The organism is Flavobacterium psychraerolatum (assembly GCF_025960985.1).
Classification (GTDB): Bacteria; Bacteroidota; Bacteroidia; order Flavobacteriales; family Flavobacteriaceae; genus Flavobacterium.
The window spans coordinates 117499-131143 of record NZ_JAOQMX010000004.1; the positions used below are offsets into that span (position 1 = coordinate 117499).

9 protein-coding genes are annotated in these 13645 nt (G+C 34.9%); 5 read left to right on the forward strand and 4 right to left on the reverse strand.

The features are described 5' to 3' along the window. Positions 1 to 4 precede the first annotated feature (4 nt). Positions 5 to 691: a response regulator gene (locus tag M2326_RS03050; RefSeq protein ID WP_264618079.1), complete on the forward strand. Its 687-nt coding sequence runs from the start codon at positions 5 to 7 to the stop codon at positions 689 to 691. Between the two features lie 85 nt (positions 692 to 776). Here M2326_RS03050 and thiL read toward each other — a convergent pair whose 3' ends face one another. After that, positions 777 to 1823 carry a thiamine-phosphate kinase gene (thiL, locus tag M2326_RS03055; RefSeq protein WP_264618080.1) on the reverse strand — a complete coding sequence of 349 codons (1047 nt, stop codon included), beginning with the start codon at positions 1821 to 1823 and terminating at the stop codon, positions 777 to 779. A 148-nt stretch (positions 1824 to 1971) separates the two neighbouring features. Between thiL and M2326_RS03060 the strand changes: the two genes are divergently transcribed. Then, positions 1972 to 2901 carry a 1-phosphofructokinase family hexose kinase gene (locus M2326_RS03060; RefSeq protein ID WP_264618081.1) on the forward strand — a complete coding sequence of 310 codons (930 nt, stop codon included), beginning with the start codon at positions 1972 to 1974 and terminating at the stop codon, positions 2899 to 2901. 46 nt (positions 2902 to 2947) lie between these two features. Here M2326_RS03060 and M2326_RS03065 read toward each other — a convergent pair whose 3' ends face one another. Continuing rightward, positions 2948 to 6991, reverse strand: coding sequence for a T9SS type B sorting domain-containing protein (locus M2326_RS03065; RefSeq protein WP_264618082.1), 4044 nt, complete (start codon positions 6989 to 6991; stop codon positions 2948 to 2950). Positions 6992 to 7318: 327 nt separating this feature from the next. Then, positions 7319 to 9115 carry a translation elongation factor 4 gene (lepA, locus tag M2326_RS03070; protein WP_264618083.1) on the reverse strand — a complete coding sequence of 599 codons (1797 nt, stop codon included), beginning with the start codon at positions 9113 to 9115 and terminating at the stop codon, positions 7319 to 7321. Positions 9116 to 9305: 190 nt separating this feature from the next. On the opposite strand from lepA, the gene M2326_RS03075 reads away from it, so the two are divergent. From M2326_RS03075 to dusB, 3 genes are read left to right on the forward strand one after another with little or no spacing between them, the layout of a single operon-like run. Then, entirely contained in the window at positions 9306 to 10586 is a 1281-nt protein-coding gene (locus M2326_RS03075; RefSeq protein ID WP_264618084.1) for a putative DNA modification/repair radical SAM protein, read from the forward strand. Then, complete coding sequence (locus tag M2326_RS03080) at positions 10564 to 11331, forward strand: TIGR03915 family putative DNA repair protein (protein WP_264618085.1); 768 nt, start codon at positions 10564 to 10566, stop codon at positions 11329 to 11331. Before M2326_RS03075 ends, M2326_RS03080 begins: the two co-directional genes overlap by 23 nt. Positions 11332 to 11374: 43 nt before the next feature. After that, entirely contained in the window at positions 11375 to 12367 is a 993-nt protein-coding gene (gene dusB / locus M2326_RS03085) for a tRNA dihydrouridine synthase DusB (protein WP_264618086.1), read from the forward strand. Positions 12368 to 12444: 77 nt separating this feature from the next. Here the strand turns inward: dusB and M2326_RS03090 are convergent, their stop codons facing one another. Continuing rightward, the gene (locus M2326_RS03090) at positions 12445 to 13644 is read right to left on the reverse strand and encodes an ABC transporter permease (protein ID WP_264618087.1); all 1200 of its coding nucleotides are present in this window, start codon (positions 13642 to 13644) and stop codon (positions 12445 to 12447) included. Position 13645 lies beyond the last annotated feature (1 nt).

Consider the following 13645-nt stretch of genomic DNA (forward strand, 5'->3'; position numbering starts at 1 on the left):
AAAGATGACTATTGAACCAGTTTCTAACAAAATACATAAAAATATATTAATCGTTGATGATCATCCGTTCATTATTCAGGGATATAAAAATGCAATAACGCGGTATCAACCTGATGATTACGATTTTTTTATCTCTGAAGCTAAGGATTGCGAGTCTGGCTACAATGCTATTGTAGATCCACATGCTGACTTTGATATTGCTTTTCTAGACATAAGTATGCCATCATATGAATCTATGAATTTGTATTCAGGTGAAGATTTGGCGAAATTAATTTTGAAACACTCTCCTGATTGTAAAATTATAATGTTAACCATGTTTACTGAGTTTTTAAAATTAAAAACAATGATAAATGGGGTTAATCCAATGGGGTTAATCATCAAAAATGACTTAACATTTGATGAATTATTACATGCTTTTGATAAAGTAATAAAAGGTAAAATGTATTATAGTAAGTCTATTTTGGAGATGTTGGAGTCGCATGATAACGCTATTGAAATTGACTTATTCGATAAGCAAATTTTATTTCATTTATCCAAAGGAACAAAATTGAAGAATATCCCACAATTTATTCCGATATCTTTGAATGCTATAGAATCTCGCATCATAAATTTAAAAAAAATATTAAATGTAGTTGATAAAAAAGATAATGAATTAGTTAAGGAAGCAAAAAGTAAGGGGTTGATTTTTTAATTGCCTATAAAAATAGAAAAAGCCGCAAATTCAAAAAAGATATCTTTTTTGAATTTGCGGCTTTTGTGTAGATGGAATAATCGTGTTATTCACTCAAAGCATTCCAACCTCTTGCTTTTAAGGCTATTTTGGTGTTTGCTCGAGTCACCAAATGGATCCCTTCACTTTCTTGAACCATATGTCCAATGATTGAAAAGTTTGGATTTGCTTTTATCTTTTCAAAATCCTCCATGGCTATTGTAAAAAGTAATTCATAATCTTCTCCACCGTTTATAGCAACAGTTGTACTATCAATATCAAACTCCTCACATACACTAATTAATTGCGGGTCAAGTGGTAATTTGTCTTCATATAGATTACAACCTACTTTAGATTGTTTGCAGAGGTGCATGATCTCAGACGATAAACCATCTGAAATGTCAATCATTGAAGTGGGTTTAATTTCTAATGCATGCAATAATGTACGCACATCTTTGCGAGCTTCTGGTTTTAATTGACGTTCAATTAAATAAGTATAAGCGTCCAAATCAGGTTGTGCATTTGGATTTACTTGAAAAACTTGTTTTTCTCTTTCCAAAACTTGTAACCCCATATAAGCTGCGCCTATATCACCAGTTACAATCAATAAGTCAGAAGATTTGGCACCATTTCGATAAACAATTTCTTCAGCATCTGCTTCTCCCAAAACAGTGATACTAATAATTAGTCCTTTTTGAGAGGAAGTGGTATCACCTCCGATTACATCTACCTTGTATTCATTAGCGGCAAGCGTAATTCCCGCAAATAATTCTTCTAATGCTTCCAATGGGAAACGGTTAGAAACTGCAATAGAAACTGTAATTTGGGTTGCTTTGGCATTCATAGCACAAATGTCAGAAACATTTGAGACGACAGCTTTGTATCCCAAATGCTTCAGAGGCATGTATGCTAAGTCAAAATGAACACCCTCGATCATAAGGTCTGTAGAAACGACTACCTTTTTGTCTTTAAAATCTAAAACAGCTGCGTCATCTCCAATTGCTTTCAGGGTTGAAGGTTGATTTACTTCAAAGTTTTTTGTCAAATGTTCAATTAATCCAAATTCGCCTAACTGAGCTATACTAGTACGTTGCGGGTTTTTATCTTCTATCATTGTTTCTGTATGGAGTGAGTTTTAGTTTTAGTAACTAAAATAATTTTATATAAAATTAAGACTGCAAATATACAAAGAAATAGTTGCTTTAAAATTTATGGTTATTGGGTATTTTTTTGCACCTTTAAGTTATAAAATTATAAAACAAATGAACGCAATAGATATAGTTACTCTTACCGTAAATCCAGCATTAGATAAAAGTACTCATTTTAAAGGATTAATTTCCGAACAAAAGATTCGATGTGACGAACCCAGATTTGATGCTGGTGGGGGCGGAATTAATGTTTCAAAAGCTATTTCTCGCTTAGGAGGTACATCATTAGCAGTCTATACTTCGGGGGGAGCAACGGGTAAAATTTTGGAAGACCTAGTGGTTAAAGAAAATATTTTTTCTAAAGCAATTCCAGTGCAAACATGGACAAGAGAAAGTTTTGTTGCAGTGGACGATCATACCAATTTACAATATCGTTTTGGCTTTTCGGGTGGTAGAATCGAAGCTTCTGAAGTGGAAGCAATTTTGAAAACAATAGAAAATCAAAAAGCAAAATATCTGGTTGCTAGTGGAAGTTTGAATGAAGGTTTGTCATCAGATTTTTATCAAAAAGTAGCACAAATTGCTAAGAAAAACAATTCAAAACTTATCGTAGATACATCGGGAGAGGCATTGTCCAAAATTATAGAAATAGGGGCATATTTGATAAAACCTAATGTTGGAGAATTAGCCAAACTTGTTGGAGTTGATAATCTAGAAATGGATGAAGTTAATCATGCAGCAAAGCAAATTATAGCAACTGGTGGTGCTGAAATTATTGTTGTTTCTCTTGGTCCGCAAGGCGCAGTTCTTGTTACTAAAGATTTGTATCAATATGTGCCTGCTCCCAATGTTGCCAAAAAAAGTACCGTAGGCGCAGGAGATAGTATGGTGGGTGGTATCACTTGGGCATTGTCAGAAAATAAAAGTCTAGAGGATGTCATTCGTTGGGGTGTTGCTTGTGGCTCTGCTGCAACAATGAATGAAGGTACGCAGTTGTTCAAACGTGAGGACGCTCAACGCCTTTTTGAGTGGGTTTCAAAATAATATTAATTAAATTATAGTAGGGTTATGTTAATTTTTAATAGTTTTTTTATCTCTTTAGACTAAAATGAGATTTATATATTTTGCTTGTTTTTTCAAAATTATAATTAACAACAAACCAATAATCGTCGGAAGGTAATTCAGTATTGTGGTATCTTCCATCCCATCCGTTGGAGGAGGGGTTAAGTTGAGTGATTAGTTTTCCATATCGGTCAAAAATAGAGATTACGGCATTGGGCTGTGATGCTAATTCCGGAATATTCCAAAAGTCATTGTAGCCATCATTATTTGGTGTGAAAAATTTTGGATGATTCAAGACTATTGCAGTGATAATAGTTGGATTGCAATTCCCTTTTTTGTCAATTATTGAAATAGAATGTTCTCCAGAATTTATGTTTTTGAAAATGGGACTTTCTTGGTAAGATCCATCATCCAACTTGAATTCATAGCTTCCGTATCCTAGAATTGCAATTGCTGTAACATCAATTTTATCCGTAAATGAATCTGAAACATTAATATTAGCAATTGCAGGACTAGATTTTATTATATTAAAGCTAGTTGGATTATACCCACAATCATTACCTATATCTGGTACGTTTTTGGTGATATCCACATCATAAGTTCCCTCTTGAGTTGCTATAAAATCAGACCCTGTACCTACCAATTCTCCATTTAAGAGCCAGTCAACGGTATATTTTATAGGGTCCAACCCTGAGTCTATGTATGCAGGATTAAGTAATTCTCCTGTTTTGTAATCAACACATATTACGCCATTTTTTAACTCTAAATTATTTAAAGGGTAAATAGTGATATTAAATTTCTTTTCGTCAAAACAGTTTATGTTATCTGTTGCTGTTGCATAGACATATAAAGTTTGGTCTTTTTTTATCTCATCTCCTGCAAAATATTTTGTTCCGCTTCCATTTGATTTTTCATAATAATTCCCTTCCGTAAGTTCAGGAAGTGTGTAGGAATTACAAATGGCTATATCAGAGGGTTGGAGCAAATTGGGAGTTTTAGAAATGGTTATGATAAATTCATTTTCATCTTCACAAATAAATCGTGTGCCATTTTTACCATAGATATAAAGTTTTTGGGTGCTAGGAATAATGCTTCCAGCATTTAGGAGTGTTCCTTTTCCTCCAGGTTGAGTATAATAATTTCCGCTAGTTAAAGCAGGTAATGTGTAGCTGTTACATGTTTTTACGTTTACAGGGTTATCAACCTTAATACCAATAATGTTAATGTTGATAGCATTCTCATTATCACAAGAACTTAAGTCAGGCCATTTATTATATAAATAAATTACTTGTGTTTGAGTAATGATGGTGCCGGGGGCTATTAATTTTCCTTTACCTTTCGATTCACTGTAGAACAAACCATCCGAAACAGTAGGGATTTTGTACGATTTACAAGTCGTAACATCAGTAATGATTGTTAGTTTTGGAAGCTCTCTTATTTCGACCTTAAAACTAGATTCATTCGTACATCCATCTACTATGTTGTTTATATATATGGTTTTTGAATTAGTGATTTGATCTCCTTCTTTGAGGTGTATACCGGTTCTATTTGGGCCCGTAAAATAATCGCCATGAATCAGTGTGCTCAAAACATAAGGATCTTCTTTACAACGCAGAACATTCTTTATTTGATCTACTATTGGAATAGGCTTGATGTTAACTTTAAAAAACATATTGTTTGTACAATTTGGGATAATCGTAGTGTTTGCATAAATATATATTGTAGTTGACTCTGTAATGGTCGTGCCAAAAGGGATCGATGATCCTGCACCTTCAGGCTCTGTGTAATATTTACCAGTAGGTAAATCGGGAAGTTTATAACTTCCGCAGGAGGGTTGGTCAATTACACTAGGGATGATTGTTACATTAAATATATTTTGATTAGCACAGTTTGCCTGTTTAGAATAAACATATATAGATTGAGATTTTGTTATAACTGTTCCAGCAGAAAGTTTTTCACCTAATCCATCGCTAGCTGTGTAGTATTCGCCATGAGATAATATGGGTAATTTATAGCTGTTACAAGTTACAACATTGGGTGTAGGGTCTAAAATAGGTAATGGAAGTATGTTGATGGCATAACTATCATCTGTGCAGATACTTCCGTTTACAACAGCATAATAATATACCGTTTGGTTGGTAGTAATTTTAGTTCCTGTTGGAAGTAGTGTTCCAGTTCCATCAGGCCCCCCACTATTGGTATAGAAGTTTCCTATTGATGGATCTGGTACGATGAAAACACCGCAATAGTCCAATGGAATGGAGTATTCATTGCTTATTATGACATTAAAAGTAGATTGGTTAGTGCAAGCACTATCACCTGAAATACTATAAATATAAAAGGTACCACTAGTTTCTATAAGATCACCAGCATGTAGCATGGTTCCCTTACCATCACTTTCCGTATAGTAGTTACCATTAGTTAGCGGGGGAAGTGTGTAACTGACGCATTCTATCACTTTTTCAAGTCTATCTACTAATGGTTTTGGGTTTACAATGATATCAAACGAAGTAATGTTGAAACAATTTTTGCTTAATATATTGGTCATCCTTACCCAAACTGTATTGACCTTAGGAAATGAAGTTACGGTGTAATTTGAAGGTAGGGCATTGCTATCGGTAGCCGCATCTTCTGGGCTACTGTGGTAACTTATGGTATATGTATCTGGATCTTGACCATTAAGGATAATACTATTGTTTATTAGTAAATTAATTTTGTTCCCTGTAGTGTTATCGCATATTTCGATATTGTTCGGCTTTTTGGGTAAAGCAGGCGTATCAAGTAATAATTGAAATGACTGAATCCAATTACAGAAGGTATTTGTCGTTTTGTTTTTTATTTTGATATAAATTGTTTGTTCTCCAATGTTTTCATAGGTTTGAGGGTTTTCGATAGCTTTAGTATTTGTTTGTGCATTTGCAGAGGTTTCGTAGTAGAATAATTCATATTTGGTTTCGTCTATTGCTAGTTTTTTAGCATTATTGGTTGTTAAGTCATATATGTAGGTCGCTGCTCCAGAATTACAGTTTCTTAAATCTATTGAGTTATTTGTTTTTAAATTTGAGAAAATTATTTTGTCGGTAATCACGCAGCTAGTTCCTACTTGTTCAATTACTACTTCATAAGTACCTGCCTGAGTCACCATCAAGGATTCTTTATTTTCTCCAATGATGATTTGATCATCTTTTTTCCAAACGTGATGGTATTTTGGGTCGGTTAATCCTGTTTTGATTTCTACCGTATTTCCTTCACAAATAGTTTGATTTGGACCTAGGTCAGCATTGGTTGTAAAGCTACCAGAGCGTAAAAATACTGCAGAGTCGTAATTAGAGTCATTTGCATCGCCTATCATTAAACGAATACGGTACAAATGATTGGGAGTAATAGTTGCCGAAGCGGTTAGTACTTGCGTGTAACCTCTCATGTTTAAGGTAGATGATAAAGGGTCAGAAACAGTGTAAGTCGAAAATAAATTGGAGTTTACAGAAGCACATGAGGAGTTGTATTTGTTATCTCTAATGTTTTTCACCGATATTGGATCGCTTGACCCTGGGACAATGGCTAAGTTCTGGGTTGTATTCTCATCTAGGTCAGTTAGTAGAAATGCAAAAACATCACTAAAACCGCATTGGTACTCACCATATTCATTCGAAGCAAATAGAAAATCAAAACTAAATTCATTTGACAAAGGAACAAAATCAAATTGCAAGTAAGCAACATCTGTAATAGGGATATTTTGTCCCGTACTATTACTAATTTTTTGTAAGTCAGGATCAGTATTAGTATTCAATTCACTGCTCAGATTTAGTCCAGTATAAGGTCCTTCAGTATGTTTTGCAATTCCATTTCGAATAATTACTCCTTCATTTATAGGAAAAGAGGAGGAGTTGTTATTGAAATAAGCCGTTGATTGATTTGATGAAATCGAAATGTTAGATACTGTTGTACACGAATTACCTAGTAGTAACTGGATTAATTGATTGGCGTCACGACTACTGTCGTCAACGGTTATTGATTGTGCAAGGATTCCGGTATAGAACACAAGACAAAAAAGTAGGTATAGTTTTTTCATCTGATTTATATTTGGGGTAATAATTAATCAGCATAAAAATAGGAAAAAAATACTCAAATAAACACTTTAGCAGTTTTATATGTATTTTATCGATTCTTATTTATTTTTTTATAAATTAAATCTTATATAAGTATTGAAATAGATTGACTTTTTTTATAGAATTGTTTGTAGTGTTTAATCAATATATTTCCTTTTATAAATAGTTAAATACCTCAACAGGAGTGATTTATTTAATTTTTTAAACAAAAAAACCTGACAATTTTACATCATCAGGTTCTCTCTTTATTCTATTCTCTATTTTCTTTATTCTAAAAAATCTAAAAAAAATTAATCATTCAATTTCAAAACAGCCATAAACGCTTCTTGCGGAATCTCAACGTTTCCAACCAATCTCATACGTTTTTTACCTTTTTTCTGTTTTTCCAATAATTTACGTTTTCTCGAAATATCACCACCATAACATTTGGCGGTAACATCTTTACGTAATGCTTTGATGGTTTCACGCGAAATCACTTTCACACCAATCGCCGCTTGAATCGGAATATCAAATTGTTGTCTTGGGATCAATTCTCTCAACTTCTCACACATCTTTTTACCAATAGAGTAAGCGTTGTCCGTGTGCATCAATGAGGATAAAGCATCCACAATAGTCGCATTTAATAAAATATCTACTTTCACCAAGTTCGAAGTTCTCATTCCAATCGGCGTATAATCAAACGAAGCATAACCCTTTGAAACCGTTTTCAATCGATCATAAAAATCAAATACAATCTCCGCTAGTGGCATGTCAAAAGTTAATTCAACACGTTCCGTAGTCAAATACGTTTGGTTGGTTATCAAACCACGTTTTTCGATACACAAACTCATTACATTTCCAACATAATCAGATTTTGTAATAATCGTCGCTTTGATAAAAGGTTCTTCCACATGGTCCAAACGCGAAGGTTCAGGCAAATCAGATGGATTGTTCACAATCAAAATGGTGTCAGGCTCTTTTTTGGTATACGCATGGTACGAAACGTTGGGAACCGTAGTAATCACTGTCATGTTAAACTCACGCTCCAAACGCTCTTGGATAATCTCCATGTGCAACATTCCTAAGAATCCACAACGGAAACCAAATCCTAAAGCCGCCGAACTTTCAGGTAAAAACACCAACGACGCATCGTTTAACTGTAGTTTTTCCATCGAGTTTCTCAACTCTTCGTAGTCTTCGGTGTCTACCGGGTAGATTCCAGCAAATACCATTGGTTTTACATCCTCAAATCCAGTTATTATATTTGTAGTTGGATTTTTTGCATCTGTCAATGTATCTCCAACTTTTACTTCTTTCGCTTCTTTAATACCCGATATCAAGTACCCAACATCACCAGCCGAAATTACTTGTTTCGGAACTTGGTTTAATTTCAACGTACCAATTTCGTCAGCAAAATATTCATTTCCTGTAGCCATGAATTTTATCTTCTGACCTTTTTTAATTTGTCCGTTTTTCACACGGAAAATTACTTCAATACCACGAAACGGATTGTAGTGTGAGTCAAAAATCAAAGCTTGTAATGGCTCTTCTGGATCTCCTTTTGGAGGAGGAATCTTTTCAATAATGGCTGCCAAGATATTTTCGACACCAAAACCTGTTTTACCAGAGGCATGAATAATATCTTCTAAGTCACAACCAAGTAAGTCAATAATATCATCGCTAACCTCTTCAGGATTCGCAGATGGTAAATCTACTTTATTTAAAACTGGAATAATTTCCAAGTCATTTTCTAAAGCCAAATATAAATTCGAGATCGTTTGTGCTTGAATACTCTGTGCGGCATCTACAATCAAAAGCGCCCCTTCACAAGCAGCAATCGAGCGCGAAACTTCATACGAAAAATCCACATGTCCCGGAGTGTCAATTAAATTCAGGATATATTCTTCTCCTTTATAAGTGTACTCCATTTGGATCGCGTGACTCTTAATTGTAATCCCACGTTCCCGTTCCAAGTCCATGTTATCCAGCAATTGTGCTTTCTCCTCACGAGCCGTCACTGTTTGAGTTGCCCCAAGTAAACGGTCTGCAAGTGTACTTTTCCCGTGGTCAATATGTGCAATAATGCAAAAATTCCTTATTTTTTTCATCTTCGTAAATCAGTCTGTTATAGTGTAAATACGATACGTATTTAAGTGTGCAAATATAATGTAAAGTTTTTAACAATTTGTGTAATATTTTATGCGAAGGTTGGAAAGCTTAAACAAATCATAAATGTTTGATTTTGGGAGTTGTAAAGCATATTTATCCTTAAATTTGTATCCCTTAAAATTTTTAAATTTGGATTACGATAGAGTTAAAGAAAAACTAGAAATTCTTGCAGATGCTGCCAAATACGATGTTTCATGTTCCTCAAGTGGTGGTAACCGCAAGAACACAAACAAAGGTTTAGGCGATTCTTCTGCAACCGGAATTTGTCACACCTATACCGAGGATGGAAGGTGTGTGTCTTTATTAAAAATCCTGCTCACCAATTTTTGCATCTACGACTGTGCCTATTGCGTTACACGTAAGAGCAACGATATTGAACGGGCCGCCTTTACTGTGGACGAAGTGGTTGATCTGACCATGAGTTTTTATCGAAGAAATTATATTGAAGGGTTGTTTTTAAGCTCCGGTATTTTTAAAAATGCCGATTATACCATGGAGCGATTAGTTCGAGTGGCCAAAAAATTGCGATTAGAACACAACTTCAATGGGTATATTCACTTAAAAAGTATTCCTGATGCGAGTGATGAGTTAATGCGTGAAGCAGGATTATATGCCGATCGCTTAAGCATGAATTTAGAAATTCCTACAGAGTCCGGTTTAAAATTGTTAGCTCCAGACAAAAGTCATCAGCAAATGATCAAACCAATGACATTTGTGAAAAATGAGATACTAAATTATAAGGAAGAGAAAAAAATAATAAAATCGACACCCAAATTTGCACCTGCGGGACAAAGCACGCAACTTATTGTAGGAGCCACACAAGAAACTGATTTGCAAATTATAAAAGTAGCCGATCATTTTTATAACAATTTCAATATGAAGCGGGTCTACTATTCGGGCTATGTTCCTATCTCCAATGATTTGAGATTGCCTCCTATAGGTTCACAGGTGCCTTTGGTCAGAGAGAATAGATTGTATCAAGCCGATTGGTTGATGCGATTTTATGGTTTTAAAGCCGATGAAATTTTAGAAAAAGACAATCCTTTTCTAGATCTAGAGGTTGATCCCAAATTAGGTTGGGCATTACGAAACATCGATAAATTTCCGTTAGTGTTACAAAGTGCTCCCTTAGAAATGATCTTGAGAGTTCCTGGTATTGGAATGAAATCAGCGTACAAAATTATTCAAGCTCGAAAATTCCAAAACCTTACCTTAGACCATATCAAGAAAATGGGGGTTGCGACCAATCGTGCTAAGTTTTTTATAGCAGTTGCCAACGCTAATAAAAGTCTAGATTTATTGGACGCTGTAAATTTGAAAGACATAATCATGAAAGAAACCAAAAGTAAATTCGAAAACCCGTTTAGCAATCAACTAACCTTATTAAATGACGCAACTTTTTTACGATAATACGCTAGAAGGTTTGTTTACGGCAATATTTGAGATATTTGAATTTAAATATGCTGATCCTGAAATAGTTCGAATGGATTTCGTTCAAAATGCATTTTTTGCAGAGCGAGTGGAGATCATTACGAATTTAGAAAAATCAAATCGTGTTTTTACCAAACTGGAAAAACAATTGGGTAAAGATGGAATCAGGCAACTCTTGTATGCTTACTTGTCTGAATTTGAAGGAATCGAAAACCTTATTTTTCGAGTAGTTCGCTATGCTGTTCAAAACCCGAATCATAATATAGTGAAGGACTTTTCTAATCCAGATGTTTTGCAGGTATCTAAATTGGTAAAAAGTGTAGGACGAGAAAAACACCGTATGGAAGCTTTTATTCGATTCGAATTACTTAAAGATGGTTTGTACTTTGCAAAAATTGATCCCGATTTTAATGTACTCACCTTAATTGTTAGGCATTTTAAAAACAGGTACCAGGATCAAAGATGGATGATTTATGATTTTAAACGAGGATACGGCGTTTATTATAATCTTGAAGGGACTGAAATGGTGACACTAGACGAAGACGTACTTCAAAAGTTCCAAAATGATAATTCACTTTTGCATGATGCAGAGATAAAATATCAAAAGTTATGGGCCGAATATTTTGACCATACGAATATAAAAGAAAGAAAAAATATAAAATTGCATATACAACACGTTCCCAAAAGGTATTGGAAATATTTGACCGAGAAAAAAATATTTTAAGCAATAGTTTTAAAAAGCGTAATTTTGCACAAAATTAAAGCAGATGATTAAGATTGGCAACATAGAATTACCCGATTTTCCATTATTACTGGCACCTATGGAAGATGTGAGCGATCCACCTTACCGTAGATTGTGTAAAATGCATGGCGCCGACATGATGTACTCTGAATTTATTTCCTCGGAAGGTTTAATTCGTGACGCCATCAAAAGCCGAATGAAATTGGATATTTTCGATTATGAAAGACCAGTCGGAATTCAGATTTTTGGTGGTGATGAAGAAGCAATGGCACTTTCGTCTAAAATCGTTTCTACTGTAAATCCAGATATTATTGACATAAACTTTGGTTGCCCTGTAAAAAAAGTAGTTTGTAAAGGTGCTGGTGCAGGTGTATTGAAAGATGTAGATTTGATGATTCGCCTAACACAAGCCGTAATTGATAGTACTCATTTGCCAGTAACGGTAAAAACTCGTTTGGGTTGGGATGACAGTTCGATTAATATTGATGAAGTTGCCGAGAGATTGCAAGATATTGGTGTGGCAGCTTTGAGCATCCATGCTCGTACACGCGCCCAAATGTACAAAGGCCATTCAGACTGGTCACACATTGCACGTGTCAAAAATAATCCTAGAATTACCATGCCTATTTTTGGTAACGGAGACATTGACAGCCCCGAGAAAGCATTACAATATAAAAATGAATACGGTATTGACGGAATCATGATTGGTCGTGCCGCCATTGGTTATCCATGGATTTTTAACGAAATCAAACATTTCTTTAAAACAGGGGAACATTTGGCCAAACCTACTGTCGCCGATAGGGTAGAAGCCGTACGCAACCACTTAACATGGGCAATGGAATGGAAAGGAGAACGATTAGGAATTGTAGAAACTCGTCCGCATTACACCAATTATTTCAAAGGGATTCATTCGTTTAAACCTTTTAAACAACAATTAGTTACAGAAGATAATCCATTGGAATTATTTTCTATTTTAAACGAAATAGAACAAGCATATGCTGGTTACGTATCTGTATAATAATTAATTTTTTTTATGTAAAAGCTATCAATTGATTTGAAGAGGTTCATTTCCAATAGGCCTCTTTTATGCAAAAATCACGACAGCAATTTCTCGCTCACCCTACTACTTGCTATAAGTGATGCAATAAAACCAAGAACCATAATGGTTCCCATTACAATTGCCACATTTTCTAAGGAGAAAACTACGGGGTAGGGTAGCGTAGGTGTAATCATAATTAGTTCAAAATGTTGTTGGAACAATACAATAGCAATCCCAATCCCCAATCCAATTAATCCCCCAAAAAAACTCAGTAATGTCCCTTGTAATAAAAATATTTTCCGCAAACTCTTAATTTCGACACCGAGGTTAAAAAGGGTTTTTAAGTTTCCTTTTTTGTCCAAAATCATCATAATCAAAGCACCAATCAAATTGAAAAGTGCAATAATAATCACCAAAGTAAATATCAAATACACGGCAATATTCTCCGTATTCAGCATTTTGTAGAGTGACTCGTTTAGCTGCGCGCGGTTTTTAACTGTAATTTTATTATGAAAAATAGCATTCAATTGAGCCGTAATTGCCGTTTCATCAGCTCCAGGATTCTCTTTAAATTCAATTCCAGAAACTTGATTTTTATTGTATTCCAATAATTCCTGTGCCATGCCCAAGTCAGCAAAAACATACTTAGAGTCCAAGTCTTCACTTATCGCATAAATTCCAATCGGGTAAATAGTGCTTTTATTAAATGCATCCTCAGGAGAGTTAATGCCTCCACGTCCTGGTTTTGGGACAAAGACCTCAAGGTTCGTATTAAAATCCAATAAGCCCATTGAGAATTTTTGAGCCAGTCCGTAACCCACGACTACTTGAGCCGTATTGTATGCAAACCACTGCCCATTGTATAGTGACTTAACAATTGGATTCACCTTTGTGAATTGGCTGTCTACACCTTTCAAATACGTTACTTCTTGCTTGTCACCATAAACAAACAAAACACGCTCTTCAATGATTTTGGAGTAAGAAGCAATGCCAGCAATTTTTTTAATTTGACTTTCTTGAGTAGGAGTCACCTCAAAAGATTTCCCAAGTGTACTGTTAATCTTTAAGTCGGGGTCAATGTTATTCGTAAACGAAAGACTAAATTCTTTCAACCCACTAAACACAGATAATACCACAAACAAAGCAAGAGCCCCAACAATAATTCCCATACTCGCGATGCGGTTGATAATATTGATGGCGCTATTTTTACTGTTGCTACGCAGGTAGCGCTGCGCTATGTAAAGTGGGAAATTCAAA